The sequence below is a fragment of the Jiangella endophytica genome, assembly GCF_003427025.1.
GTDB lineage: Bacteria > Actinomycetota > Actinomycetes > Jiangellales > Jiangellaceae > Jiangella > Jiangella endophytica.
This window is the reverse complement of the sequence record NZ_QVAI01000010.1, coordinates 116107-140938: the sequence shown is the minus strand read 5'-3', so window position 1 is coordinate 140938 and position 24832 is coordinate 116107. Positions and strand designations below refer to the sequence as shown.

Sequence of the window (24832 nt, the reverse complement as noted above, 5' to 3'; positions counted from 1 at the left end):
ACGGTCGGACACGGGAAACCCTTCGATGGTGCCGCCTGCGGACGGTCACAGGGGCACATTCACACGGACGGGGACGGTCAGACGCCGGGTTCAGGAGGGGCGCGGCCGTCGACCGTGCCGGCGGGCGCCGGCGCGGCGGGTCGCGCGGTGGTGTCGCGGACCTTGTCCGCGGTGGTGTGGGCGGCGGCAGCGGACGGCGCGGCGTCGGTGACGATCGCGGCGGAGTCAGGGCCGGCGTGGTCGGTCGCCGGCGCGGGACCGTCGTCGGCGGCCTGCCGGGCGGCGTCGTCGAGCAGTTGCTGGTCGGCGTCGGTGCGCGGCAGGGAGTTGGGGGTGATCTCGGCGGCCGGGTGGATGGCCGGGCCGAGACCGCGAACGGTGTCGCCGCCCGCGGTGACCATGGCGGCCGCCAGGACGACGAGTCCGGCGGCGAGCAGGGCCGCGACGACGTCCCGGAGCACGGCACGGGAGGCGCTGACCATGCGTCGTACCTCCCCCGGCTGCTCGTTCGTCGCCCTTACCCTACCGGTCCGGAGGCCGGCCTCCGGACCGGCGGCTTGCCGCGCCGACCACGGGATTCGCGGTCACCAGCGGCTCGGCACCGGTATTCCGGCCCCCGAGGTGAGGAATCTCCCAGGGATCAGGCGTCGATGCGGGCGCGGTCGAGCTCGGCGGCGCCGGCGATGATGAACTCCTTGCGCGGCGCGACGTCGTTGCCCATCAGCAACTCGAAGACCTTCTCGGACTGCTCGGCGTCCTTGGCGTTGATGCGCCGCAGCCGGCGATGCCGGGGGTCCATGGTGGTCTCGGCCAGCTGTTCCGGGTCCATCTCGCCGAGGCCCTTGTAGCGCTGCGGGGTCTCCTTGACCCGGACGCCCTTGCGAGCGAGGTCGCGCAGGGTGCGGTCGAGGTCGGCGTCGGTGTACGTGTAGACGTACTTGTCCTGGCCCTTCTTCGGGTTGGCCAGCTCGATGCGGTGCAGCGGCGGCATGGCGGCGAACAGCCGGCCGGCCTCGACGTACGGCTTCATGTACCGGTAGAAGAGCGTGATGAGCAGGGTGCGGATGTGCGCGCCGTCGACGTCGGCGTCGGTCATCAGGATGACCCGGCCGTAGCGCGACTGATCGAGGTCGAAGCTGCGCCCGCTGCCGGCGCCGAGCACCTGGATGATGGCGGCGCACTCGGCGTTCTTCAGCATGTCGGCGACGGACGCCTTCTGCACGTTGAGGATCTTGCCGCGGATGGGCAGCAGCGCCTGGTACTCGGCGTCGCGGGCCGAACGCCCGGTGCCCAGCGCGGAGTCGCCCTCGACGATGAACAGCTCGGAGCGCTCGAGGCTGTTGGACCGGCAGTCGACCAGTTTGGTCGGCAGCGAGCTGGTCTCGAGCGCGTTCTTGCGGCGGACGGTCTCTTTGTGCAGCCGCGCCGCCACGCGGGCCTTCGCCGCCGCGACGACCTTCTCCAGCAGCAGCGACGCCTGTGCCTTGTCGGCCCGCTTCGTCGAGGTCAGGACGGTCTTCAACTCGCGCTCGACGACGCCGGCGACGATGGAGCGGACCGCCGCCGTGCCGAGCACCTCCTTCGTCTGCCCCTCGAACTGCGGCTCGTCGAGCCGGACGGTGACCACCGAGGTGAGTCCCTCGAGCACGTCGTCCTTCTCGATCTTGTCGTTGCCGGCCTTGAGCCGCCGCGCGTTGACCTTGATCTGGTCGCGCAGCGCCTTGAGCAGGCCCTGCTCGAACCCTGCGACGTGGGTGCCGCCCTTCGGCGTGGCGACGACGTTGACGAACGAGCGGCCGACGGTGTCGTAGCCGGTGTCCCAGCGCAGCGCGACGTCGACCTGGCAGACCCGCTCGGTGTCCTTGCTGACCAGCTGACCGTCGTCGTCGAGGACGGGGACGGTCTCGCGGAAGGTCTGCTCGCCGGTGAGCCGCAGGACGTCGGTGACCGCCGCGCCCGGGCCGAGGAACTCGACGAACTCGCTGATGCCGCCGTCGTGCCGGAACGTCTCCTGGACGACCTCGTCGGCGCGTTCGTCGCGGACCACCAGCTGCAGGCCCGGGACCAGGTACGACGTCTGGCGGGCGCGGGAGATGAGGTCGTCCCAGGAGTACGCGGCGTCGCGCAGGAAGATCTGCCGGTCGGCGTAGAAGCGGACCCGGGTGCCGGTGACCCGCTTGGCGACCCGGCCGGTGACCCGCAGCTCGGAGTGGTCGGTGAACGGCGCGAACGCGGCCGCCGGGCCGTCGCCGTCCCATACACCGGGCTCGCCGCGGCGGAACGACATGGCGTGCGTGCGGGCGCCGCGGTCGACCTCGACGTCGACCCGGACCGACAGTGCGTTGACGACGCTCGCGCCGACGCCGTGCAGGCCGCCGGTGGCCGCGTAGGAGCCGCCGCCGAACTTCCCGCCGGCGTGCAGCTTGGTGTAGACGACCTCGACGCCGGACAGCCCCGACTTCGCGTGGGTGTCGACCGGGATGCCGCGGCCGTTGTCGGCCACCGAGGCCGAGCCGTCGGCGTGCAGGACGACCTCGACGCGGTCGCAGAACCCGCCCAGCGCTTCGTCGACGGCGTTGTCGATGATCTCCCAGAGGCAGTGCATGAGGCCGCGGGAGTCGGTGGAGCCGATGTACATGCCCGGCCGCTTGCGCACGGCTTCCAGGCCCTCGAGCACCGACAGATGGCGGGCGGTGTAGTCGCCACCGGAGGTCGGGGCCTCGGCTCGCTCGGCGGTCACGTGTCGGTTCCTCCTTGCGGTGAGCACATGCGTTGCCAGAGTAAGCCCTGCGGCCGGCGGAACCGGCGCAGGCGCGCTGGAGCGGTCTCGTCCGAACGTGTTGACGAGTCGATCAGGTGACCAGTGTCACAGCTGCGCCGATTACGCGCAGAGCGAACCACCCCACACTCGAGATGCGGGAACGCCTGGGGGTGATTACATGTTGGTACGGATGCACGACACCACCGGATCTCTCGGTGGACCAACGATCAGGAAGGCAGGCGACGTGACTACTACGGCTCTCGCTACCAGCCCTCTCAAGGCCGTCGACCGTTGCGACAGCTGCGGTGCCCAGGCGTACATCCGCGTCGTCCTGAACGAGGGCGAGCTGCTGTTCTGCGGTCACCACGGCCGCCGGCACGAGGCCAAGCTCCGCCCCATCGCGGTGGAGTGGCACGACGAGACCGACCGCCTCCAGCCCCAGCCCACCCCCGTTACCGACTGACCCCCCGCTTCTTCTCAGAGACCGGCGGCCGCCTCCTTCGCGAGGCGGCCGAGCACTATCCGCCAGCCATCGGTGGTCTCGCCGCCCAGCGTCGCCGGCAGACCACCGTGGCGGACGGTCACGACGGTGCCGGTCCCGTCGGGCCGGAGGTCGACCTCGACGCGCGAGGCGCCGGGCGCGACGTCCGGCACACCGGGCCCCGGCTCCCAGCCGAACGTGAACACCAGCCGCTCGTACGGCGCCAGCTCGACGAACTCGCCCCGCATCACCGGCTCTGGCCCGCCGTCCATCGCGACGCGCAGGGTCCCGCCCGGGCGCGGGTCCGCCTCGGCTCTCCCCCACCACCGCGCCAGCTTGCCCGGGTCGGTGAAGTAGGCCCACACCCGCTCCGGCGGCGCGTCGATGCGGATCGTCTGCTCGATCACTCGTTCTCCACCGCTTCCTTGAGCCGCCGCAGTTGCGTGGACCACATGCGCTCGATGAATCCGGCCGCGTCGGCCAGGCCCTCCGGCCGCAGCGCGTAGAGCCGACGGTTGCCGTCGCGCCGCACGTCCACCAGGCCCGCGTCGGCGAGCACCTTGAGGTGCTGCGACACGGCCGGGCGGCTCATCGCCGGGAACCGCGTCGCGATGTCGCCGGCGCAGCACTCGCCGTCACGCACCAACTCCATGATCGCCCGGCGGGTCGGGTCGGCGACCGCGCGCAGTGCGTCGTCCACGTCCCTCCCAGGCGTTAGTCTGTGTAAGACATTGCTTACACAGCCTAACGGAGGATCTCGTGGTGGAGGGACTGGACGCACTGGTCGGGGCCTGGCGATCGGCCGGCGAGACCGTGGACGACCCCGTCGTGCGCATCGAGGGCAGCGACGTCTACGAGTGGCTGCCCGGCCGGCACTTCCTGCTGCACCAGGTCGACGTCAGAATCGACGGGCGGCACTACCAGGCGCTGGAGGTGTTCGAGGGCGACATCGCGCGGTCCTACGACAGTGACGGCGTCGCCGCCACGATGACCGTCGCGGCCGGGTCGCCGGGCGTGCTGACGCTGACCGGCGCCGATTCGCGCGCGCGGCTCGTCGTGGCCGACGACGGCGCGAGCATGGCGGCCCGATGGGAGCGGCTCGACGACGGCGCGTGGCGGCACTGGATGGACATGCGGTTCACGCGGGAGTCTTCGTCGCGCTCCCCCGCAACAGCCACGCCATGAGCACGCCGGCCAGCGCTCCGAACAGGTGCCCCTGCCACGAGATGCCGGGCTGGCCGGGCAGCACGCCGATGACGATGCCGCCGTACATCAGCACCACGATCACCGCCACCACGACGGACAGCGCCCGGCGGCTGAACACGCCCCACGCCACCAGGAACGCGGCGTAGCCGTAGACCAGCCCGCTGGCGCCGATGTGCACGGTGTTGGGCGAGGCCGCGAGCCAGGTCGCGAACCCGCCGACCAGCGCCACGCCGATGGTCACCGGCCAGAAGCGCCGCGTCGTCATGGCGATGAGGCAGCCCAGCACCAGGAACGCGCCGGTGTTGGCGATGAGGTGGCCGAACCCGCCGTGCAGGAACGGCGCCGTGACGATGCCGACGAGGCCCTCGGGGTCGTGCGGGCGGATGCCGTACTGGTCGAGGTCGACGCCCGGGAAGGAGTCGATGATCTCCTCGGCCCACATGAGCAGCACCAGGACGAACACCGGCAGGGTGGCCGCGAGGGCCGGCGGCACGGATCGACGCGGCGTGACCTGGCCCGAGGACGACATGTCGCCAGTCTATGCGGGCGGAAAATCGGTGGCCGCCGCGACGGCGGCCCGGCTAGCGTCGGCGATCGTGATCACCGTGCGGCGGGAAGCGCCGGACCACTGGGTCGCTTTGCGCTCCGACGGCACCGCCGCCGGCGGGCTGCGGCTGCTGATCCGTCCCGACGACCGCGCGTACCTCGCGCTGCAGGGCGGCGCCGACGGGCCGCTGCTGGACACCGCTCTGGGGGCTGACGTCGTGCAGCCGGGCGATCTCTACGCCCAGGCCGACGAGGACGACGGCGACCGGCTCGCGGCACTGACCAGCCGCGGCTTCGCCGTCGTCCGGCGCGAGCACCTGTATGCCGTGCCCACGGCGCCGCCGGGCGTGGCGGGCGGGTGGCCGGACACGCGGCCGGACGGCTTCACGGTGGTCTCCGCCGCCGACGCCGACCTCGTCCGGCTCAACACGCTCGACCAGGACCTGCGCCGCGACGTCCCCGGCACCGGGGTCTGGCGCAGCGACCCGGAGTCGTTCCGCCGTCAGACGTTCGACGACCCGGAGTTCGACCCGTCGACCTATCTGATCGCGGTCGACGGCGGCAGCGGCGGATACGCCGGGCTGGTGCGGGTGTGGATCCGGGCGGTTCCGGCGGTGCCGCGACTGGGCCTGATCGGCGTGCGGCCGGAGTTCCGGCAACGCGGCCTGGCCCGCGCGCTGGTGGCGCGGGTGCTCGGCGTCGTGCGCGAGCGCGGCGACGCCGAGGTGGTCTGCGAGGTCGACGAGACCAACGACGGCTCCAACGCGCTGTTCGCGAGGTTCGGCGCCCGCCGCACCGGCGGCACCGTCGAGTTGGTCCGCCGGCCGCGCTAGAACGGCAGGGCGGCGCGCACCCGCTCGGCCGCGCCATGTCCGTCGTGCCAGGTGCAGCCCAGACCGACCGCCGCGACCCGTCCCGTGTCGAGCACCCGGCGCACCGCCTGACCGACCTCGTCGGCCGACGGACCGCCGGCGACCGGGAACAGCAGGCCCGGCAGCAGCGCGCCGTCGACGACGTCGAGGTCGACGTGCAGGTAGACCGGGCCGGGCGGCACGGTGCCGGCGTCGAGCTCGGCGGCGAAGACCTGCCGGATCTCCGACGCGGCCAGGTAGTCGCGCTCCGGCGGGTCGAGGTCGCGCCCGTCGACCAGGACGATGCGGTCCTCGGGCACCGGCGCCAGCTCGAGCCCGTCGGCGACCAGGTCGGGACGGTAGCCGGCCAGCATGCGCAGCGGCATGCCGCCCAGGTACCCCGACGCCGTCGTCTCCAGCGTCTGGACGTCGCCGTGCGCGTCGAACCAGACGATCGAGGGTGGGACGCCGTCGTGTGCGCGCTGCACGCCCGCGACCACCGCCTGCGAGACCATGCAGTCGCCGGACATCACCAACGGCACCTGACCGCCCCGGACGTCCGCCGCCACGGCGTCGGCGACGTCGGCGTACAGCCCGGCCAGCCGTCCCCACACGTCGTCGCCGGCCAGCTCACGCGTCAGCGTCGCGTCCGCCTCGTACGGCACGTCGAGGCCGGGCCGATGCTCGTCGAGGTGGTACGGCACGAGGATGCGCGTCATCGGGCGATTGTGCCATTGGTCCTCGAATCGGCGCACGGATCGGACCTGACGGCGGACCGGTGCCCGGTCCTAGCGTCGATTCCATCGGCACCCGATGGGAGAAGGATCATGGGCAAGGTAGTCGTCAGCGAGTTCGTGTCCCTCGACGGCGTCATCGAGGACCCGGGCGGTGCCGAGGGCACCGACTTCGGCGGGTGGACGTTCCGGTTCCCCGCCCCCGACGGCCAGCAGTTCAAGCTCGAGGAGCTGCGGGCCGCCGACGTACAGCTGCTCGGCCGCGTCACCTACGAGGAGTTCGCCGCCGCCTGGCCGGCCATGAAGGAGACCACCGGCGAGTTCGGCGTCATGATGAACGAGATGCCCAAGGTCGTCGTCTCGACGACGCTCACCGAGCCGGCCTGGGAGAACACCACGGTCGTGGCCGGCGACCTGCCGGGCGCGGTCGCGGCGCTCAAGTCCCGCTACGACGGCGACATCCTCGTCGCCGGCTCCGCCACCCTCGTCGGCGCCCTGCGCGACCACGACCTCGTCGACGAGTACCGGCTGATGCTCCACCCGGTGGTGCTGGGGCGCGGCAAGCGCCTGTTCGGCGCCGGCGCCGCCCCGGCGGACCTCGCCCTGGTCTCCTCGCGCTCCGTCGGCCCCGACGTCCTGCTGCTCACCTACCGCCCCGCCGGCCGCTAGACGAGTTGTGTCCCGGCCCCGGCGTAGCCTCCCCAGGCACGGACATGGGTGGCCGATGGGGGTCGGGCGGCATGAGCGAGCATCTGCGAACGGAGTGGTACGCCCGCTCGCGGCTGGTGTATGCCAGCCTCGGCGTGGTCGGCGTGGTCGCCACCATCACGATGATGACCATGGGCGGCGCCCTGCGCGGCGACGATGGTCCCCCCGAACCCGACGGCATGGACGAGCACGCGGCCCGGTACGTCTGCGAGGGCTTCGTGCGGGGGCGGCTCGACGCTCCCGACACCGCCGACTTCCAGCGCCCGGACGTCACGCCGCTCGGCGACGGACGCTGGCGGGTCGAGGGCACGGTCGCCTCGGAGAACGGCCTGGGCGCGCTGCTGCGGTCCAGCTACAGCTGCCTGGTCCGCGACGACGGCGACGGCGAGGCGCACCTGATGGACCTCGAACTGACCGACTAGAACGCGAAACGGCCCCGTCCCGGAAGGCCGGGACGGGGCCGTCGAACGCCGAAGGCGTCAGTCCAGGTAGTCGCGCAGCACCTGGGACCGCGACGGGTGGCGCAGCTTGGACATGGTCTTGGACTCGATCTGCCGGATGCGCTCGCGGGTGACCCCGTAGACCTTGCCGATCTCGTCGAGAGTCTTCGGCTGGCCGTCGGTGAGGCCGAAGCGCATGGACACCACACCGGCCTCGCGCTCGGAGAGGGTGTCGAGCACCGCGTGCAGCTGCTCCTGCAGCAGCGTGAACGAGACCGCCTCGGCCGGGACGATGGCTTCGGAGTCCTCGATGAGGTCGCCGAACTCGCTGTCGCCGTCCTCGCCGAGCGGAGTGTGCAGCGAGATGGGCTCGCGGCCGTACTTCTGGACCTCGACCACCTTCTCGGGGGTCATGTCCAGCTCGGTGGCCAGCTCCTCCGGGGTGGGCTCGCGGCCGAGGTCCTGCAGCATCTGCCGCTGCACCCGGGCCAGCTTGTTGATGACCTCGACCATGTGCACCGGGATGCGGATGGTGCGGGCCTGGTCGGCCATGGCGCGGGTGATGGCCTGCCGGATCCACCACGTGGCGTAGGTGGAGAACTTGAAGCCCTTGGTGTAGTCGAACTTCTCGACCGCGCGGATGAGGCCGAGGTTGCCTTCCTGGATGAGGTCGAGGAAGAGCATGCCGCGGCCGGTGTAGCGCTTGGCCAGCGAGACGACGAGGCGGAGGTTGGCCTCCAGCAGGTGGTTCTTGGCCCGGCGGCCGTCCTCGGCGATCCACTCCAGCTCGTTGCGGAGCTTCGCCGGCATGTCGGCGTCCTCGGCGAGTTTCTCCTCGGCGAACAGGCCGGCCTCGATGCGCTTGGCGAGCTCGACCTCCTCGCCGGCGTTCAGCAGCGGGACCTTGCCGATCTGCTTGAGGTAGTCCTTGACCGGGTCGGCCGTGGCGCCGGCGACGGCGACCTGCTGCTCCGGCTCGTCGGTGTCGTCGTCCTCGGAGAGGATGAAGCCCTCGTCCTCGATCTTGGCTTCCTCGGCGGCCAGTTCGCCGGGGTCGGGTTCGCCGTCGGAGCCGGTGCCGCCGGCCGCCTTGGCGGGTGCTTCGCCCGCCTTCGCGACCTTCTTGCGACCCCGCGTCTTGGGCGCCGCCGCCGCGGGCTCCTCAGCAAGGCCGGCATCGGCCGCGTCGTGGACGTCGGCTTTCGCCTTCTTCACCGCCGTTTTCACAGATCCCTCGCCTTTCCTGGCCGCCGGCTCGGTCTTCTTGGCTGCCGCGATCGCCACCGGGGTGGGACGGGTGGACGTCGCCGCAGCGACACGCTTGCGCGGACTCCGCGAGTCCGCCGCCGCTACCTCGACGGTAATACCGGTCGACTTCAAATGCTCGACAACGAACCGGCTCTCTTTCATCGCCAGGTTGGCCGCACCACAGGCGACCCGGACGTCCTCGGCGGTGACCGAGCCCGACTTCCGTCCCTGGCTGACGAGCGCCTGGACCGACGGCAGCTCCAGGATCCGGGCGTTCTTGGTGCTGGACGAGCTCGACGACACGTACGACCTCTCGATGTCTTGGTTAGGGGCAGCGCAGTACGCGAGGTGGCGACGGCAACACATCATTGTGGCACAGCGACAGGGTCCCGTTCATCCCGAAAGGCCGCCGCACACGTCCGTAGTTGTCATCGCCCGGCCCACCGTAGCGCGAGAATCGTCTGATCGTCGGCGGCGCCGTCGATCTGCATGCGCCGGACGACCGCGTCGAGCAGTTGCTCGAGCGACACTCCGCGTTGTTCCTCGAGGCAACGCAGCAGCTGGGCGAAGCCCTCCTCCAGGGAACGCAGCCGGCTCTCGATCAGCCCGTCGGTGAACGCGATCAGCACGTCACCCGGCCACAGCCGCACGGACTGCGTCGACCGCGGCTCGGTGACGCCGATCGGCGTGGTGCCGGCGCCGGCGTCGACGAGCTCGACGGCGCCCACCTCGGGGATGCGGATCAGGGGCAGATGACCGGCGTCGCCGACCCGGACGGTCCCGTTGAGGGGATCGACCAGGGCGTAGACGACGGTCACCATCTCGACGGCGTCGTCGCGCTCGACCAGCCGGTCGAGCCCGCCGAGCACCGCCGCGGGATCGGGGTCGGTGAGAGCGAGCGCCCGCAGCGCCGCCCGCATCTGGCCCATCGCGCTGGCCGCGGTGACGCCGTGACCCATGACGTCGCCGACCACCAGGGCCAGCTCGCCGTCGGGCATGACCAGCGCGTCGTACCAGTCGCCGCCGACGGAGTGCTCCCCCACGTCGGTGCGGCTGCGCGCCGCCAGTTCGATGCCGGCCACCGTCGGCAGCCGGCGCGGCAACAGCCCCTGGCTGAGCGACGCGGCCGCCGTCCGCTCCCGCTCGAACAGCCGGGCGCGGGCGAAGGCCAGTGAGCACTGCTGGGCGACGGCGCGCAGGAACCGGCACTGGTCGGAGTCGAACTCCTGCTCGGTGGCGAAGGAGAACCGGACGGCGCCGACGCAGCCGTCCTCGCCGGCCAGCGGCAGCACCGCCCAGGCGCGTTCGTCGGTGTGGTCCAGGAACTCGCCGAAGACGGGGTCGCCGGGCGCGGCGGCCCGGGCGCGGTCGCGGCTGCCGAGGAACATCGGCCAGCCGCTGCGCAGCACCTCGTCGGTCGGTGTGACGGCCTGGTGCGGCCAGGCGACGACGTGGTCGTCCTCACCGAATCCGGTGGTGACGGGGTACGGGCGGCCGTTGGGGCCGATCAGCGTGACGGCGGTCCGCAGCGCCTGCGCGTTGCGCCGCCCGATGGCGGCGGCGCCGTCGGCGACCTCGCGCACCGACACCGCCCGCGACAGCACGTCGGACACCTCGAGCAGCCGCGCGTTGCGGGCCCGGCTGCGGCGCAGCGACGAGATGGCGCGCTGGTGCGAGGTGTCGTCGACGACGAACATGGCCACCTCGCGGCCGCGCCCCTCGTCGACCAGGTACCAGGAGGAATGCAGGTGGTAGGTGTCGGTGCGCCCGGAGACGGCCGGTTCCTCGGCCTCGACCGACTCGCCGGTGCGCAGGACCCGCTCGATCATCTCGTCGGTGTGGGCGGCCAGCTCGGGCGGCAGCACGTCGGCCGGCGTCCGCCCGAGGTGGTCGGCGATGCCCTTGCCGGACCGCTCCGCCAGGGCGGCGTTGATGGCCAGGAAACGGTGTTCGTCGTCGAACACCGCGAATCCCACGGGAGCGTCGACGCCGGCCAGCGCACCGAGCAGGCGCTGGGCGTCAGCCGGTCGCATCGTCGCTAGGCCTTCGCCGCACGCTTGATCTCACGCTTCGTCGCCCGGACCTGCACCAGGGTGTCGGCGTCGACGACGTCGGCCACCGACCGGGTGGCGCCCTCGGCGCCGTAGTCGCCGGCGGCCTCGCGCCAGCCGTCGGGCCGCACGCCGATCTGCTTGCCCAGCAGCGCGACCATGATCTTCGCCTTCTGCTCGCCGAACCCGGGCAGCGCCTTGAGCCGCTTCAGCAGCTCGGCGCCGGTGGCGGCGTCGGCCCAGATGTTCGCCGCGTCGTTGCCGTAGTGCTCGGCGACGTACCCGGCCACCTTCTGCACCCGCGCGGCCATGGACCCGGGGAACCGGTGCACGGCCGGGGTGCGCGAGAAGATCTCGGCGAACGCCTCGGGGTCGTGCGCGGCGATGGCCGCGGGGTCGAGGTGGTCGACGCCCATGCGCTCCGCGATGACCGCCGGACCCGAGAACGCCTTCTCCATGGGCACCTGCTGATCCAGCAGCATGCCGGTGAGCAGCGCGAACGGGTCGCGGGCCAGCAGCGCGTCGGCGTCGGCGGTGCCGGCCAGGTACAAGGTGGTCACGGTCGCGGGAACCCTTCTCAGTCCACGTCCTCGGCCTTGACGGCCAGGACAGGGCACGGTGCGTCCAACAGAATACGCTGGGCGTTGCTTCCCAAGATCAACTTTCCGACCGGGCTGCGGCGGCGCAGGCCGATGACGATGATGTCGGCCGCGTGCTCCTCCGCCACCGCGATGAGGTCCTCGGCGACGTCCATGCCGCGCACCAGCTGGCGCACCTCGGCCTCGATGCCGGCGTCCTTCAGCTGCTGGCTGACGGCGGCCAGCTCGGCGTCGGCGCGAACGGCGTCCTCGTCGTCGAAGTCACGCCCGCCCCGGGCGGAGTTGACGACCACCAGCCGCGCACCGCGCAGCCGGGCCTCCTCGGCAGCCCGGCGCAGTGCGGCCCGGCCCTCGGACTTGGGGACGTAGCCCACGACGATCGCGGTCATCGGAACCTTCTCTCACTCCGGCGTGAACTCCGGTCGCGGCGCAACCGTACCGCAGGCATCGGCGCGGGTTTTCCTTTCCCTTGCGGGAATCGCTGCCGCTGTGACCTCGCGGTCGGCGTTGGCCCGGTCCCGTTGCGGCGTGCGACGATCGGGACATGCGCGTCCTCCATCTCGACCTGGACGCATTCTTCGCCTCGGTCGAGCAGCGCGACAAGCCGTCCCTTCGCGGCAAACCGGTCATCGTGGGCGGGCTGGGGCCGCGCGGTGTGGTGTCGACGGCGTCCTACGAGGCGCGCGTCTTCGGCGTCCGGTCGGCCATGTCGATGAGCGAGGCTCGGTCGCGCTGCCCGCACGCCGCCTACCTGTCCGGCCGGTTCGGCGTCTATCGGGTGGTCAGCGCGGTGGTCATGGCGCGCCTGAGGACGCTGTCGCCGGTGGTCGAGCCGCTGTCGCTGGACGAGGCGTTCGTCGACCTCGCCGCCCGCGACGGTGGCGTCCCCACGTCCGCCGCCGAGGTCCGCGCGCTCGCCGCCGCCCTGCGATCGACGATCGTCGATGAGACCGGCGTGACGGCCTCCGTCGGCGTCGCCGCGTCCAAGCTGATGGCCAAGATCGCCTCCGAGCAGGCCAAACCCGACGGCCTGCTGGTCATCGAGCCGGGGACGGAGCTCGACCTGCTGCACCCGCTGCCGATCCGCGCCCTGCCCGGCGTCGGCCCCGCGACGGCCGCCCGGCTCACCCGCTTCGGCGTCAAGACCGTCGGCGACCTCGCTCGCATCACCGAGCCCGACCTCGTCGACCTGCTCGGCGAGGCGCACGGCCGTTCGGTGCACCGGCTCTCGCTCGCGCGCGACGACCGCCCCGTCAGCGCCGACCGCGAGTCCAAGTCCGTCAGCGTCGAGGACACCTTCGACCGCGACCTCACCGACCCCGCGCTGCTGGTGGCGATCGTCGCCCGGCTGGCCGAGCGGGTGGCCTCGCGACTGGTCAAGGCCGGACTGTCCGGGCGCACCATCACGCTGAAGACGCGGCTGCACGACTTCACCACCCTGTCCCGCTCGGCCACCCTGCCCGCCCCCACGGACGACGTCCGCGTCATGTCGCGTGTGGCGACCCGCCTGCTCGCCGACGTCGACACGACCGGCGGAGTCCGCCTGCTCGGCGTCGGCGTGTCGGGCCTGTCCGACTGGGTCCAGGACGACCTGTTCGTCTCCGACGCCGCTCCCGCCGCTCCCGCCGACGACGCCGGTGCCGCCGGTGCGGCCGGTGCGGCCGGTGCGGCCGGTGCCGCCGTCGACCCGGCCGGCCAGGTCGAGGAGGTCCTGCACGAGCGGCGCGGCTGGTCCCCCGGCATGGACGTCGTGCATGCGGAGCACGGCGCGGGCTGGGTGTGGGGGTCCGGACGCGGGCGGGTCACGGTCCGCTTCGAAACCGCCGCCACCCCGCCGGGCCCCGTCCGGACCTTCGCCGCCGACGATCCGGAGCTGACGCCCGCTCCCCCGCCGCCGATCCCCACCGACCCCGTGCCCGCCGCCTGAGCCCGGAGTTGATCACGTCAAGTAGGGGTGCACCCGCTCCACCACCCATGCATGCCTACCGAAGCGGGAGAACGCCTGGGCCAGGCCGACGCGCGACGCGGAAAGCGATTGCCCGCCTAGGCCGGGTCGACGCGCGACGCGGAAAGCGATTGCCCGCCCCTGCCCCAGGCGTTCTCCCGGTTCACCAGGCATGCATGCCTACTGGAGCGGGAGTAGCCCCACTTAACGTGATCAACTCAGATCCACCCGTGGCGACGAGCGACGTGAACGGCCTCGTGCCGATTGGCGGCGCCGAGCTTCGACGCCGCCGACGAGAGGTAGTTGCGCACGGTCCCGGGCGTCAACGCGGCCCGGCGAGCGATCTCCTCGACCGGCGCACCCTCGGCGGCCAGTTCCAGGACGTCCGCCTCACGCGCCGTCAGCGGGCTGTCGCCGGCGCTGATGGCCTCGGCCGCCAGTTCCGGGTCGACGTAGCGGCCACCTTCGTGCACCGTCCGGACGACCTGCGCCAGCACCGACGCCGACACGGTCTTGGGCAGGAAGCCGCCGACTCCCCCGGCCAGCGCGCGCTTGAGGTAGCCGGGCCGGCCGTGGCTGGTGACGATCATCGTCCGGCACGACGGGAGCTCCCGCCGCAGGTCGGCGGCGAGCGCGATGCCGTCGCGATCCGGCAGCTGGAGGTCCAGCACGGCCACGTCGGGGGTGTGCGCCCGGGCCATGGCCAGCGCCTCGTCGGCGGTGGCGGCCTCGGCGACCACCTCGATGCCGTCCTCCAGCGACAGCAGCGCCCGCAGCGCGGAGCGGATGAGGTTCTCGTCGTCGGCGAGCAGGACACGGATCACGAGGTCACCTCCGACGGCACGCGGGCGGCGAGCCGGAACCGGCCGCCGTCGATCCGGTCGGCCGTCAGCGAGCCGCCCAGCTCGCCCAGCCGTTCCGCCAGCCCGGACAGTCCGGAGCCGGCGGCGCCGGACGGCGCGCGAACACCGTCGTTCTCCATGGTCAGGGTCACGCTCCCATCGAGCCGGGCGACGGTGATGACACAGGTGGACGCGGAGCTGTGCCGCAGCACGTTGGTGGTGCCCTCGCGGGCCACCCAGCCGAGGACCGCCTGCACGTCCGGCGGCAGCTGGTCCACCTCGCCGACGACGCGGGTCGAGACGCCGGCCGAGCGGAGCACGGAGCGCGCGCCGGCCAGCTCGGTCGTGAGGTCGGCCTCGCGGTAGCCGCGGACGACGTCGCGGACCTCGCGCAACGACTCCTGGGCGATGTCGCGGACGGCCATCATCTCGTCGCCCGCCTCGTCGCGCCCGCGCCGGGAGAGCGCGGCGGCCAGCTCGCTCTTGACGGCGATGACGGACAGGTTGCGGCCCAGGATGTCGTGCAGGTCGCGGGCGAAGCGCAGCCGTTCCTCGGCGACGGCGAGGTCGGCCTGCACCTGTCGCGACCGGTCCAGCTCCCACACGATGCCGAGCATCCAGATCGACGCCCGGAAGGCCGACCAGCCGCCGAGGTAGGCGAACACCCCGGCCAACCCGGTGCCGACGGCGCTGGGTTGCGGCCAGTCGCTGAGGAGCCCGACGACCGCCGCGCCCCCGCCGAGCACCAGCGCGAGCAGCGCCAGCCGCGGGCTGTCCAGCCGCGGCGTCAGCGCTCCGACGGTGAAGCCGCACAGCATGATGACGGCGAACTGCGTGGCCACGGCGCCGCTGATGACGCCCGGCTCCGACGGGGGCTCCCAGCCGAACGCCCACACCGCCGATGCCGCCGCGCACACCGTCACCACCAGCAGCACCACCGTCCACCGGTACGGCCAGGAGCCGCGGCCGAGGTACCACTCCACCCCGCCCCGCACGACGACGAGACCGAGCACGGCGTGCGCGGTGGCCAGGCCGACGAAGACGGCGAGCGCGGCGCCCGATCCGAGGTCCTCGCTGGACGACGCCACCAGCAGGGCCAGCAGCGGCTCGGCCGCCAGCATGGAGTAGAGGGTGCCGCGGGTGTAGAGGTCGAAACGCTGCGGCGCGCTGCGCTCCTCCCACCACCGGCTCACCATCGACACGGACATCAGCTTGTCACGCCGCCGGCATCAGCCTCGCGGCTCCCAGCGGAACCAGCGACGCAACGCCCACACGCCGATCGCGATCCAGGCGACCAGGATGGCCGCCGGGCTGACGGCCTCGGCCCAGCTGGCCCCGAACCCGACGGTGTCGCCGTCGGGCGTCTGCCCGGTCAGGCCGAGCTGCACGAGATCGACGACCGGCGTCAGCGGGATGAACTGCGCGACCTCGCGTACGCGGTCCGGCACCGAGTCGGCCGGGACCACGACGCCGGAGAAGATCAGGCTGCCCATGCAGAGGAACAGCACCGGCAGCGTGCTGACCTGCGCCATCTCGACGTTGCGGGTGAACGCGGTCGACGCGGCGGCCAGCAGCACGAACATGACCACACCGGCGACGATCGCCAGCACCGCGACCACCACGTTCGGGGGCGCGTCCAGCCCGAACACGATGGCGGAGACGACGGCGGTCAGCACGACCTGCGCGACCGCCACGACGATCGACGGGAGCGCCGTCCCCGCCAGGATCTCGCCGTCGCGCAGCTCACCGACCCGCAGCCGCTTGAGCACCAGCTCCTCGCGCCTGGCCACGTACGCCGACACCAGGTTGTAGTAGACGACGTAGAGCAGCGCGAACCCGGCCAGCATCGTCACGACGACCGCGCCGAGCGGCAGGTCGGTCTCCTCGCCGAACCCGATCGAGCTGAGCACCGCGACGGTGAGCACCGGCAGCGCCAGCGCCGTGAACATCGCCGTGCGGTTGCGCACCAGCAGCCGCACCTCCGCCGTCGCCAGCGCGCGCACCCGGCGCACCGATCCGGCCGTCATCACGGCACTCATGCCGCCACCTCCGCTCGTTCCGGCTCCGGGGACGACGGCGACGACGCCACCGCCAGGAACGCCTGCTCCAGCGACGCCGGCCGGGCCGACAGCTCCCGCAGCTCGACGCCGTGGTCACGGGCCCACACCAGCAGGCCGGTCAACGTCGCCTGCATGGTGTCCGTGTGCATCTCCAGCCGGTCGCCGTCGTCGACGACGAGCGTCCCTGCCAGGTCGGGCAGGCGGTCCCGCGGCACCGACGGCGGCAGCGCGAACGACACCGTCGCAGGCTGCGAGGCGACCACCTCCGCGACCGTGCCGGTGCGGACGATCCGGCCCTGGTGCATGATCGCCAGCCGGTCGGCCAGCTCCTCCGCCTCGTCCAGGTAGTGGGTGGTCAGCAGCACCGTGGCGCCGTCGTCCAGCAGCGTGCGGACCAGCTCCCAGGTGTTGCGCCGGCTCTCCGGGTCCAGCCCGGTGGTCGGCTCGTCCAGGAACAGCACGTCCGGCCGTCCCAGGACGGCGAGCGCGAGGTCGAGCCGGCGCCGCTCGCCGCCGGAGAGCTGCTTGACCGGGACGTTCGTGCGATGGGCGAGGTCGACCAGGTCCAGCGCCTCGGCGACCGGGCGCGGCGCGGTGAGCGTCCCCGCCCACATCGCCGCCGTCTCCGTCACCGTGAGGTCGGCCGGGAACCCGCCCTGCTGCAGCATGACGCCGATACGCGGCCGGACGGCGGCGCGGTCGGCATAGGGGTCGCGGCCGAGCACCCGGACCAGGCCGCCGCTGGGCCGGGCCAGCCCTTCGACCACCTCCAGGGTGGACGTCTTGCCGGCGCCGTTCGTGCCGAGCAGCGCGAACAGCTCGCCGCGCGCGACGGAGAACGTCACGCCGCGCACGGCCTCGTAGTCGCCGTAGCTGCGGCGCACGTCGGAGACCTCGACGACCTCAGCCATGTCCGCCTCCTCGAGCCGCCGGGAATGGTTCGATGTCTGCCATGACCCCATCGTGGCCGGGGCACGCGGCCGGACCCGGTGGGCGATGTCACCGGCCTCGATGACCGATGCGGGGCCCGGCCATGACGAATGTCACGGGCACGCCTGTGCCCGGCCCAGCTCACCCGGAGGACCGCCTGTGCCGCACCCGATCCGCCGTCCACGCACCCGTCTGCTCGTCGCGCTGGCCGGCGTCGTCGCGACGGCCGCGGCCTCGACCGTCGTCGCCGGCGCCACTCCGTCCGCACCGGCGGCGCCCGCGCCGCGCGACTTCGCCGACGGCTCCTACGTCGTCGTCCTGACGGGGGCGCCCGCGGCCACCTACGAGGGCGGGGTGCGCGGCCTCGACGCGACGGCTCCGGGCGACGGTGAGCGGTTGCGGGCCGGCGATCACGCCGTCCGCGACTACCGCACGCACCTCGACCAGCGGCAGCGCGAGGTGGCCGGCGAGGTCGGCGCCGAGCCGCGGTACCAGTACACCGTCGCGGTGAACGGGTTCGCCGCCGAGCTCACCGCGGAGCAGGCGGCCGAGCTGTCCGCCGACCCGCAGGTGCTCGCCGTCGTGCCGGACGTGCCGCGCGCCGTCGACACCGTCGCGTCGCCCGAGTTCCTCGGCCTGACCGGCGACGACGGCGTGTGGGCCGCGCTGGGCGGGACGGCCGAGGCCGGGCGCGGCGTCGTCGTCGGCGTCATCGACACCGGCATCTGGCCGGAGAGCGCGTCGTTCGCCGGCCCCGACCTGGCCGACGGCCCCACCGGCGAGCCGGGCGCCGCCTACCGGACGTCGGACACCGGCACGGCGGTACTGAAGGCGAACGGCGACACGTTCACCGGCGAGTGCGAGACCGGCGAGAACTGGACCGCCGACCTGTGCAACGGCAAGCTCGTCTCGGCCCGCTACTTCGACGACGGCTTCGTCGCCAACGTGCCGCCGGAGCATCGCGACCCGAACGAGCACCTGTCCACGCGCGACGGCGACGGCCACGGCAGCCACACCGCCAGCACGGCGGCCGGGAACCACGGCGTGCCGATGACGGTGAACGGCCGCGCGTTCGGCGACGGGTCGGGCATGGCGCCGGGCGCGTCGGTCGCGGCGTACAAGGTGTGCTGGCAGGACGACGACGAGAACACCGGCGGCTGCTATCCGTCGGACTCCGTGGCCGCCGTCGACCAGGCGATCCTCGACGGCGTCGACGTCATCAACTACTCGATCTCCGGCGCCACCGACACGCTGGTCGACCCGGTGGAGCTGGCCTTCCTCTCGGCGGCGTCGGCGAACATCTTCGTGTCGGCGTCGGCCGGCAACTCCGGGCCGGGCGAGTCGACCGTCGCGCACAACAGCCCGTGGGTCACGACGGTCGCGGCCAGCACGCACCAGATCTACGAGGGCACCGTCGAACTGGGCGACGGCAGGCTCTTCCGCGGGTCGATGATCAACGACGCGGGCGTCCCGGAACAGACCCCGCTGGTGTACGCCCGCGACATCGCGGCGTCCGGCGTCGAACCGGGCGAGGCGGCGCTGTGCGGGCCGTCGTCGCTGGACGACGCGGCCGCCGCGGGTGCCGTCGTCATCTGCGACCGCGGCGTCTACGACCGCGTCGCGAAGTCGGCCGAGGTGCGGCGGGCGGGCGGCGTCGGCGTCGTGCTGGGTAACCTGGACCCGGCCGAGACGCTGAACGCCGACTTCCACGTCCTCCCGGCGACGCACGTCGGGGCCGAGGACGCCGAGGCGATCCGGGAGTACGCGGCGGGCGACGGCGCCACCGCGGCGCTGCTGCCCGGCGACCAGACGGAACTGCCGCCGACGCCGAAGCCGGTGCTGGCCGGGTTCTCGTCCCGCGGCCCCGCGCTGGCCAACGGCGGTGACCTGCTCAAGCCGGACATCTCGGCGCCGGGCGTCGACGTGCTCGCGGCCGTCGCGCCCGGGCCGCACGACGGCAACGACTTCGACTTCCTCTCCGGCACGTCGATGGCGGCGCCGCACATCGCCGGGCTGGCCGCGCTGGTCCGCGCCGAGCACCCCGAGTGGTCGGCGGCGGCGATCAGGTCGGCGATGATGACGACCGCCTACGACCTGCTCGTCGCGTCGGGCGAGCCGGACCGCGACCGCTTCCACGCCGGCGCCGGGCACGTCGACCCGGCCCGGTTCCTCGACCCCGGTCTGGTGTACGAGTCCGGCACCGCCGACTGGCTGGCGTTCCTCGAAGGCACCGGCGAGGACACCGGCGTCCCGGGCGTCGAGCCGATCGACCCGTCCGACCTCAACCAGCCCTCCATCGCCGTCGGCGCGCTGGCCGGGCGGCAGACCGTCACCCGCACCGTCACCGCCGTCACGCCGGGGCTGTACCGCGCGTCGATCTCGGTGCCCGGCTTCACCGCGCGGGTCACCCCGTCGGTGCTGTACTTCGGCCGGCCCGGGCAGAGCAAGACGTTCGAGGTGACGCTCACCCGGACGCGTGCGGCCCTGGACGAGTACGCGCACGGCACGCTGACCTGGAGCGGCGCGGGAACCACGGTGCGCAGCCCGATCGTGGCCCGCCCGGTCGCCGTCGCCGCGCCTTCCGAGGTGGCAGCGACGGCCGCGGACGGCTCGGCAACGTACTCGGTGACGACGTCGACGACCGGCGACGTCGACCTCACGCTGCGCGGCCTGGCGCCGGGCGAGGTCACCGACGGTGCGCTGACGCCGGGCGAGGCACCGGACCCCGCCGGCAACACGTCGTCGCGGCTGGTGTCGTTCGAGGTGCCCGAGGGGACGTCACTGGCCCGGTTCGACCTGGTCGCGGGTCAGGAATCGGCCGACTACGACCTCTACGTCTACGGCCCCGACGGCGCCGAGCTGCCGGTGAACGGCGCGACCGGCGCGGCCAGCGAGCGGGTCGACCTGACCGCGCCCGAACCGGGGACGTACCAGGTACTGGTGCACCTGTTCTCCAGCCCGGACGGGTCGGCGGTCGACTTCAGCCTGCGCGACTTCGCCGTCGGGGCCGACTCGGCCGGCAACGCGACGGTCGCGCCCGATCCGCTGCCCGCCCGAGCCGGCGACCCCGCCGAGGTGACGGTCTCGTGGAGCGGCCTCGGCGCGGGCGTGCCGTACCTCGGGCTGGTCGGCTACGCCGCCACCACCAGCACGACGGTGGTCGCCGTCGACTGACCCGCGCCCGCCCCGGAATGATCACGTTCAGTGGGGTTACTCCCGCTCACCCAGGAATGCATGCCTGGGTAAGCGGGAGGAGTCCTGTGTTCGGCGTCGGGCCGGCGTGTACTCGCTTCACCAGGCATGCATGCCTGGGTGAGCGTGAACACGCCAACTGAACGTGATCATTCAGAAGCGGATCGCGTCGATCACCTTGACGCGGACGGCGACGGTGGCCGGGACGATCCCGGCCAGGGCGCCGATCGCCGTCGCCGCGACCAGACCCTCGACGGCGGCCCGGACCGGGAACGCCGGCACGTCGGTGACGCTGCCGCCGATCAGCTCCTCGATCGGCACGTTCTTCACGATCGCGACGGCCAGCACCACGCCGGCCAGCCCGGCGACCGCCGTCGCGAACACGCTCTCCATCATCACCGAGAAGAACACCCGGCCCGACGTCGCGCCGAAGCTGCGCCGCACGCCGATCTCGCGGACCCGGTACCGCACCGTCACCAGAGCGATGTTCACCAGACCCAGCGCACCCATGCCCAGCGCGATGACGCTGACGCCGCGGATCACCCACTGCAGTTGGCCGTCGATGACGTCGAAGTCGGACGGGTCGATGCGGTAGACGTCGACCTGCAGGTCGACGCCGACCAGGCTGGCGAGGTCGGACGTGACGACGCCGGTGAGCTCGTCGGCGGCCTCCGGCGGCACCCACAGCTCCAGGATCGGCGCGCCGGGATAGGCGCCCTGGATCCCCCACTGCGCCTGGTGGGAGTTGAGCAGGAACGCCGACGGCGACTCGTCGCTGTACGCGTCCGGCGTGACGCCGATGACCGTCGCGCGGACCGGCCGTTCGCCGCCGATCACCACCGTCGGGTTCGTACGCAGGTCCGGCGCGCCCATCCGCTGGTGGAAGGCCTCGTTGACGACGACCGCCGGCGCGAACCGGCGCTCGTCGGCGGCGGTGAACCAACGGCCCTCCCGCGGCTCGATGCGGTGCATCTCGCCGTAGGACCGGTCGATGTAGGTCGTCCACACCGGCTCGACGCCGTCGGTGAACCGGAACAACTGCTCGTTCGTGCTGAGCACCGACGAGTACGTGACGGAGTGCCGCTCGACGATCTCGGCGTAGGCGCCGGTCAGCGTGTCCGAGGCGACCAACGAGCCGTCCATGCTCCACGCGCTGACCTGCAGCGTCGCCGGGCGGCCGCTGGTGCGCTCGGAGTGCTCGGCGTTGGCCTGCCGGGCCATGTCGCCCAGTGCGGTGATCACCGTCATCGCGGCGACGGCGATCAGGACGCCGATCAGCGACACGATGACGCGGACCTTGTGGATGCGGACCTCGTCCCACGCCTCGGCGAATGCCGCGACCAGTCCCGTCACGACGCGACCACCGGACGGGGCGCGGGCAGCGTGGCGGGGTCCAGCGGGCCGAGCAGACCCGCGTCGAGGCGGTAGTGCCGATGCGCCCGCGCGGCGACCATCGTGTCGTGCGTGATGGTGACCAGCGTCGCGCCGGACTCGGCGGCCACGGTGTCGAGCAGGTCCATGATCTCGGTGCCGGTCTGCACGTCCAGCGCGCCGGTGGGCTCGTCGCAGAGAATGACCCGGGGCGAGCGGATCAGGCTGCGCGCGATGGCGACCCGCTGCTGCTCGCCACCGGACAGCTTCTCCGGCATGGTGCCGGCGCGCTCGCCGAGGCCGACCCGCTCGAGCATGTCCGCCGCCAGCCTGTTCCGGCGCCAGAAGTCGCGGCCGCCCGAATACAGCAGCGGCGCGGCGACGTTCTGCAGCGCCGTGCGCCCGGGCAGCAGGTTGAACTGCTGGAACACGAAGCCGAACCCGGCGCCGCGCAGCTTGGCCCGCTGCCGCTGCGACAGCCCGCGAGTGGGCCGGTCCTGCAGCAGGTACTCCCCCTCGGTCGGGGTGTCGAGCAGGCCCATGAGGTTGAGCAGCGTCGACTTGCCCGACCCGGACCGGCCGACGATCGACACGTGCTCGCCCACCTCGATGGTCAGGGTGACGTCGCGGAGGATCTCGAGGCGGTCGCCGTCGGGCAGGAGCACCGTCCGGCCGACGCCGTCGAGCTCGATGAGGCTCATCCGGCCTCGCCGATCATGTCGGGACCGAGCAGTTCCTCGTCGGGCGAGCCGCCGGGAACGAACTCCAGGACGGCGTCGCCCTCGGCCAGGCCCTCGCGGATCTCGACCAGTTCGCCGTCGGTGAGCCCCAGGGTCACCGGCGTCTCCACCGGCGCGCCGTCCGGGCCGACCTTCCACACGTTGCCGGACTCGAACGCACCCTCGACCGCCGTCACCGGAACGACCAGCACGTTCTCGGCCCGGCCGGCCTCGATGACCATCGTCGCGGCCAGCCCGTCGAACACCGTCACGCCCGGCGGGACGGTGCACGAGATGGCGGTGCTGGAGCCGCCACCGCTCTGGTCGGGCGGCATCATCGGGTCCTGGGACACGGCGCCGCCGCCGTCCTCGCCGCTCCCGGAGGCGGACCGGCCGGTGCGCAGCTCGGTGCAGGCGAACGGGGCCGGGCCGCCGCGAGCCTGCACCTCGGCCGACGTCGGGCCGCTGACCAGCCGGTACTGCTGCTCCGCGGACAGCGATCCGGAGACCGTGAAACCGCCGGTGGCGATGCTGCCGAGGGTGTCGCCGACCGCGACGGTCTCGCCGGCCAGCACGTCGTACTCGCCGACCGTTCCGGGGGCGGGCGCCTCGATGGTGCGGAACCGGCGGACCGGCTCGCCCGGCACCTCGACCTCGTTGCCCTCGTCGTCGGTCTCGGTGGTCGGTTCGCCCTCCTCCTCGAAGACGACCTCGACCAGCGGGTCGCCCTCCTCGACGACGTCGCCGGGGTCGGCCAGGAACACCGTCACCTCGCCGGCGTCGGTCGCGCGCACCGCCGTCGGAGCGTCGGCCGTGATGGTGGCCTCGACCTCGACGGTGTTGACGACGGTGCCGATGCTGGCGGGAATCTCCGGCTGGACGATGTCGACGGACGGCATCGCCGGGTCGTCGTCGGCGGTGGACTGCTCGTCGCCGCCGAAGGCGAGGCGAACCGCCGCCACGGCGATGACGGCCAGCAGCAGGACTTTGATCGTCGGCAGGACGATGCGGCGCGTGACGCCCACGAACGTGCTCCCTCTCGGGCTCCGATGACGGTGGGAGCACAGCATGTATACCGAGTATGTGCATTGTCAATAGGGCGGTCTACGATGGACAGCATGACGACTGAGCCCGACCGTAGCCGCGTCCGCTTCCCCGATATCAGCTCGCGTGCGTACGAGCACCCGGCCGATCGCGGAGCGCTGGTCGCCATGCGGTCGCTGCGCGGGTTCGACACCGTGCTGCGCAAGATGTCCGGCCTGTTCAACGAGCGCAGTCTGCGGCTGCACTACCTGTCCAGCGCGGTGCGGGTCGGCGAGACCCAGTTCCGCGACGTCTACCAGGACGTCGTCGACGCCGCCCACATCCTCGACGTCCAGCGGCCGGAGCTCTACGTCATCCAGGACGCGCAGCCGCGGGCGATGGCCATCGGCACCGACAAGCCGTTCATCGTGGTCACCACCGGGCTGTTCGATCTGCTCGATGCCGAGGAGCGGCGGTTCGCCGTCGGCCACGAGGTCGGGCACATCCTGTCCGGGCACGCCGTCTACCGCACGCTGCTCCTCATGCTGACCCAGCTGGCGCTGCGGGTCGCGTGGATCCCGCTCGGCTACGTCGGGCTGCGGGCCATCGTGTTCGCGCTCGAGGAGTGGCAGCGCAAGTCCGAGCTGTCCGCCGACCGCGCCGGCCTGCTGTCGTCGCAGGACCCCGACGCCGCGAAGCGCTCGCTGATGAAGCTGGCCGGCGGCTCGCGGCTCGCCGAGATGGACGTCGACGCGTTCCTGCAGCAGGCCCGCGAGTACGACGCCGGCGAGGACGCCCGCGACGGCCTCATCAAGCTGATGAGCCTGATGGGCCGCACGCACCCGCAGTCCGTGGTGCGGCTGGCTGAGCTGGACCGCTGGGCGGCGTCGGGCGAGTACAGCCGCATCCTCGCCGGCGACTATCCGCGCCGCTCCGACGACCGCGACGCCTCCATCAGCCAAGAGGTCCGCAACGCGGCGAAGTCGTACCAGGAGTCGTGGACCCGCACGTCCGACCCGCTGATCAGCTCGCTGCGCGACATCGTCAACGGCGTGGGCGACGCCGGCGGCAAGCTGTTCGACAACATCGCCAACCGCATGCGCCGCCCGTCGGACGGCGAGTAGC

Annotated in this window: 25 protein-coding genes; 8 read left to right on the top strand and 17 right to left on the bottom strand. The window is 72.6% G+C overall.

Annotation, left to right across the window (positions count from 1 at the left end):
- Positions 1–77: 77 nt before the first annotated feature.
- Entirely contained in the window at positions 78–482 is a 405-nt protein-coding gene (locus DZA62_RS20270) for a hypothetical protein (RefSeq protein ID WP_116950729.1), read from the bottom strand.
- A 158-nt stretch (positions 483–640) separates the two neighbouring features.
- Positions 641–2740, bottom strand: a complete 2100-nt coding sequence (locus DZA62_RS20265) for a DNA gyrase/topoisomerase IV subunit B (RefSeq protein WP_116950728.1) — start codon at positions 2738–2740, stop codon at positions 641–643.
- Positions 2741–2951: 211 nt separating this feature from the next.
- Here DZA62_RS20265 and DZA62_RS20260 point away from each other — a divergent pair, with 211 nt between their 5' ends.
- On the top strand, positions 2952–3224 hold the full coding sequence (locus DZA62_RS20260) for a DUF7455 domain-containing protein (protein ID WP_232827545.1): 273 nt from the start codon (positions 2952–2954) through the stop codon (positions 3222–3224).
- A gap of 14 nt (positions 3225–3238) precedes the next feature.
- On the opposite strand, the gene DZA62_RS35835 is transcribed toward DZA62_RS20260, so the two are convergent.
- Entirely contained in the window at positions 3239–3649 is a 411-nt protein-coding gene (locus DZA62_RS35835) for an SRPBCC family protein (RefSeq protein ID WP_157987796.1), read from the bottom strand.
- Positions 3646–3942, bottom strand: coding sequence for an ArsR/SmtB family transcription factor (locus tag DZA62_RS35830; protein ID WP_157987795.1), 297 nt, complete (start codon positions 3940–3942; stop codon positions 3646–3648). The genes DZA62_RS35835 and DZA62_RS35830 overlap by 4 nt, the downstream gene beginning before the upstream one ends.
- Positions 3943–4001: 59 nt before the next feature.
- Between DZA62_RS35830 and DZA62_RS20250 the strand changes: the two genes are divergently transcribed.
- Positions 4002–4427 (top strand): hypothetical protein, encoded by a 426-nt coding sequence (locus tag DZA62_RS20250; protein WP_157987794.1) that lies wholly within the window; start codon positions 4002–4004, stop codon positions 4425–4427.
- Here the strand turns inward: DZA62_RS20250 and DZA62_RS20245 are convergent.
- Positions 4381–4977 carry a rhomboid family intramembrane serine protease gene (locus DZA62_RS20245; RefSeq protein WP_116950725.1) on the bottom strand — a complete coding sequence of 199 codons (597 nt, stop codon included), beginning with the start codon at positions 4975–4977 and terminating at the stop codon, positions 4381–4383. The genes DZA62_RS20250 and DZA62_RS20245 overlap by 47 nt on opposite strands.
- A gap of 67 nt (positions 4978–5044) precedes the next feature.
- Between DZA62_RS20245 and DZA62_RS20240 the strand changes: the two genes are divergently transcribed.
- Positions 5045–5827, top strand: coding sequence for a GNAT family N-acetyltransferase (locus DZA62_RS20240; protein WP_157987793.1), 783 nt, complete (start codon positions 5045–5047; stop codon positions 5825–5827).
- Here DZA62_RS20240 and DZA62_RS20235 read toward each other — a convergent pair.
- A complete protein-coding gene (locus DZA62_RS20235) occupies positions 5824–6564 on the bottom strand; it encodes an arginase family protein (RefSeq protein ID WP_116950723.1) in 741 nt (246 codons plus the stop codon). The genes DZA62_RS20240 and DZA62_RS20235 overlap by 4 nt on opposite strands.
- 108 nt (positions 6565–6672) lie before the next feature.
- Between DZA62_RS20235 and DZA62_RS20230 the strand changes: the two genes are divergently transcribed.
- Positions 6673–7248 (top strand): dihydrofolate reductase family protein, encoded by a 576-nt coding sequence (locus tag DZA62_RS20230; RefSeq protein ID WP_116950722.1) that lies wholly within the window; start codon positions 6673–6675, stop codon positions 7246–7248.
- 71 nt (positions 7249–7319) lie between these two features.
- The gene (locus DZA62_RS20225; RefSeq protein WP_116950721.1) at positions 7320–7709 is read left to right on the top strand and encodes a hypothetical protein; all 390 of its coding nucleotides are present in this window, start codon (positions 7320–7322) and stop codon (positions 7707–7709) included.
- Between the two features lie 57 nt (positions 7710–7766).
- On the opposite strand, the gene DZA62_RS20220 is transcribed toward DZA62_RS20225, so the two are convergent.
- From DZA62_RS20220 to DZA62_RS20205, 4 genes are all read right to left on the bottom strand, one after another.
- The gene (locus DZA62_RS20220) at positions 7767–9341 is read right to left on the bottom strand and encodes an RNA polymerase sigma factor (protein WP_408619275.1); all 1575 of its coding nucleotides are present in this window, start codon (positions 9339–9341) and stop codon (positions 7767–7769) included.
- Positions 9342–9403: 62 nt separating this feature from the next.
- On the bottom strand, positions 9404–11008 hold the full coding sequence (locus DZA62_RS20215) for a SpoIIE family protein phosphatase (RefSeq protein WP_116950719.1): 1605 nt from the start codon (positions 11006–11008) through the stop codon (positions 9404–9406).
- A gap of 5 nt (positions 11009–11013) precedes the next feature.
- On the bottom strand, positions 11014–11586 hold the full coding sequence (locus tag DZA62_RS20210; protein WP_116950718.1) for an HhH-GPD-type base excision DNA repair protein: 573 nt from the start codon (positions 11584–11586) through the stop codon (positions 11014–11016).
- 17 nt (positions 11587–11603) lie between these two features.
- Positions 11604–12014, bottom strand: a complete 411-nt coding sequence (locus tag DZA62_RS20205) for a universal stress protein (RefSeq protein WP_116950717.1) — start codon at positions 12012–12014, stop codon at positions 11604–11606.
- Positions 12015–12169: 155 nt separating this feature from the next.
- Here DZA62_RS20205 and DZA62_RS20200 point away from each other — a divergent pair, with 155 nt between their 5' ends.
- A complete protein-coding gene (locus DZA62_RS20200; RefSeq protein ID WP_116950716.1) occupies positions 12170–13552 on the top strand; it encodes a DNA polymerase IV in 1383 nt (460 codons plus the stop codon).
- 236 nt (positions 13553–13788) lie between these two features.
- Here the strand turns inward: DZA62_RS20200 and DZA62_RS20195 are convergent, their stop codons facing one another.
- The 4 genes from DZA62_RS20195 to DZA62_RS20180 are packed head-to-tail and all read right to left on the bottom strand — an operon-like array spanning position 13789 to position 17383.
- The gene (locus DZA62_RS20195; protein WP_198663999.1) at positions 13789–14394 is read right to left on the bottom strand and encodes a response regulator transcription factor; all 606 of its coding nucleotides are present in this window, start codon (positions 14392–14394) and stop codon (positions 13789–13791) included.
- Entirely contained in the window at positions 14391–15608 is a 1218-nt protein-coding gene (locus DZA62_RS20190) for a sensor histidine kinase (protein ID WP_232827556.1), read from the bottom strand. Before DZA62_RS20190 ends, DZA62_RS20195 begins: the two co-directional genes overlap by 4 nt.
- 33 nt (positions 15609–15641) lie before the next feature.
- The gene (locus DZA62_RS20185; RefSeq protein ID WP_198663998.1) at positions 15642–16451 is read right to left on the bottom strand and encodes an ABC transporter permease; all 810 of its coding nucleotides are present in this window, start codon (positions 16449–16451) and stop codon (positions 15642–15644) included.
- Entirely contained in the window at positions 16448–17383 is a 936-nt protein-coding gene (locus tag DZA62_RS20180) for an ABC transporter ATP-binding protein (RefSeq protein ID WP_116950713.1), read from the bottom strand. The genes DZA62_RS20185 and DZA62_RS20180 overlap by 4 nt, the downstream gene beginning before the upstream one ends.
- 178 nt (positions 17384–17561) lie before the next feature.
- Between DZA62_RS20180 and DZA62_RS20175 the strand changes: the two genes are divergently transcribed.
- Positions 17562–20576: a S8 family serine peptidase gene (locus DZA62_RS20175; protein ID WP_157987791.1), complete on the top strand. Its 3015-nt coding sequence runs from the start codon at positions 17562–17564 to the stop codon at positions 20574–20576.
- A 171-nt stretch (positions 20577–20747) separates the two neighbouring features.
- On the opposite strand, the gene DZA62_RS20170 is transcribed toward DZA62_RS20175, so the two are convergent.
- From DZA62_RS20170 to DZA62_RS35825, 3 genes are read right to left on the bottom strand one after another with little or no spacing between them, the layout of a single operon-like run.
- On the bottom strand, positions 20748–21947 hold the full coding sequence (locus DZA62_RS20170; RefSeq protein WP_116950711.1) for an ABC transporter permease: 1200 nt from the start codon (positions 21945–21947) through the stop codon (positions 20748–20750).
- Positions 21944–22666 carry an ABC transporter ATP-binding protein gene (locus DZA62_RS20165; RefSeq protein ID WP_116950710.1) on the bottom strand — a complete coding sequence of 241 codons (723 nt, stop codon included), beginning with the start codon at positions 22664–22666 and terminating at the stop codon, positions 21944–21946. Before DZA62_RS20165 ends, DZA62_RS20170 begins: the two co-directional genes overlap by 4 nt.
- Positions 22663–23709 (bottom strand): efflux RND transporter periplasmic adaptor subunit, encoded by a 1047-nt coding sequence (locus DZA62_RS35825; RefSeq protein WP_157987790.1) that lies wholly within the window; start codon positions 23707–23709, stop codon positions 22663–22665. The genes DZA62_RS20165 and DZA62_RS35825 overlap by 4 nt, the downstream gene beginning before the upstream one ends.
- Before the next feature lie 93 nt (positions 23710–23802).
- Between DZA62_RS35825 and DZA62_RS20155 the strand changes: the two genes are divergently transcribed.
- On the top strand, positions 23803–24831 hold the full coding sequence (locus DZA62_RS20155) for a M48 family metallopeptidase (RefSeq protein ID WP_116950885.1): 1029 nt from the start codon (positions 23803–23805) through the stop codon (positions 24829–24831).
- The last annotated feature ends 1 nt before the right edge of the window (position 24832 follow it).

Bases quoted from the DNA above. Each gene is read 5' to 3' on its own strand.
- DZA62_RS20260 (WP_232827545.1), top strand. From the start codon at position 2,952: ATGCACGACACCACCGGATCTCTCGGTGGACCAACGATCAGGAAGGCA.
- DZA62_RS20235 (WP_116950723.1), bottom strand. From the start codon at position 6,564: ATGACGCGCATCCTCGTGCCGTACCACCTCGACGAGCATCGGCCCGGC.
- DZA62_RS20230 (WP_116950722.1), top strand. From the start codon at position 6,673: ATGGGCAAGGTAGTCGTCAGCGAGTTCGTGTCCCTCGACGGCGTCATC.
- DZA62_RS20215 (WP_116950719.1), bottom strand. From the start codon at position 11,008: ATGCGACCGGCTGACGCCCAGCGCCTGCTCGGTGCGCTGGCCGGCGTC.
- DZA62_RS20185 (WP_198663998.1), bottom strand. From the start codon at position 16,451: ATGAGTGCCGTGATGACGGCCGGATCGGTGCGCCGGGTGCGCGCGCTG.
- DZA62_RS20180 (WP_116950713.1), bottom strand. From the start codon at position 17,383: ATGGCTGAGGTCGTCGAGGTCTCCGACGTGCGCCGCAGCTACGGCGAC.
- DZA62_RS20155 (WP_116950885.1), top strand. From the start codon at position 23,803: ATGACGACTGAGCCCGACCGTAGCCGCGTCCGCTTCCCCGATATCAGC.
- DZA62_RS20245 (WP_116950725.1), bottom strand. From the start codon at position 4,977: ATGTCGTCCTCGGGCCAGGTCACGCCGCGTCGATCCGTGCCGCCGGCC.
- DZA62_RS20205 (WP_116950717.1), bottom strand. From the start codon at position 12,014: ATGACCGCGATCGTCGTGGGCTACGTCCCCAAGTCCGAGGGCCGGGCC.
- DZA62_RS20270 (WP_116950729.1), bottom strand. From the start codon at position 482: ATGGTCAGCGCCTCCCGTGCCGTGCTCCGGGACGTCGTCGCGGCCCTG.
- DZA62_RS20200 (WP_116950716.1), top strand. From the start codon at position 12,170: ATGCGCGTCCTCCATCTCGACCTGGACGCATTCTTCGCCTCGGTCGAG.
- DZA62_RS20220 (WP_408619275.1), bottom strand. From the start codon at position 9,341: ATGTGTTGCCGTCGCCACCTCGCGTACTGCGCTGCCCCTAACCAAGAC.
- DZA62_RS20190 (WP_232827556.1), bottom strand. From the start codon at position 15,608: ATGGTGAGCCGGTGGTGGGAGGAGCGCAGCGCGCCGCAGCGTTTCGAC.
- DZA62_RS20165 (WP_116950710.1), bottom strand. From the start codon at position 22,666: ATGAGCCTCATCGAGCTCGACGGCGTCGGCCGGACGGTGCTCCTGCCC.
- DZA62_RS20225 (WP_116950721.1), top strand. From the start codon at position 7,320: ATGAGCGAGCATCTGCGAACGGAGTGGTACGCCCGCTCGCGGCTGGTG.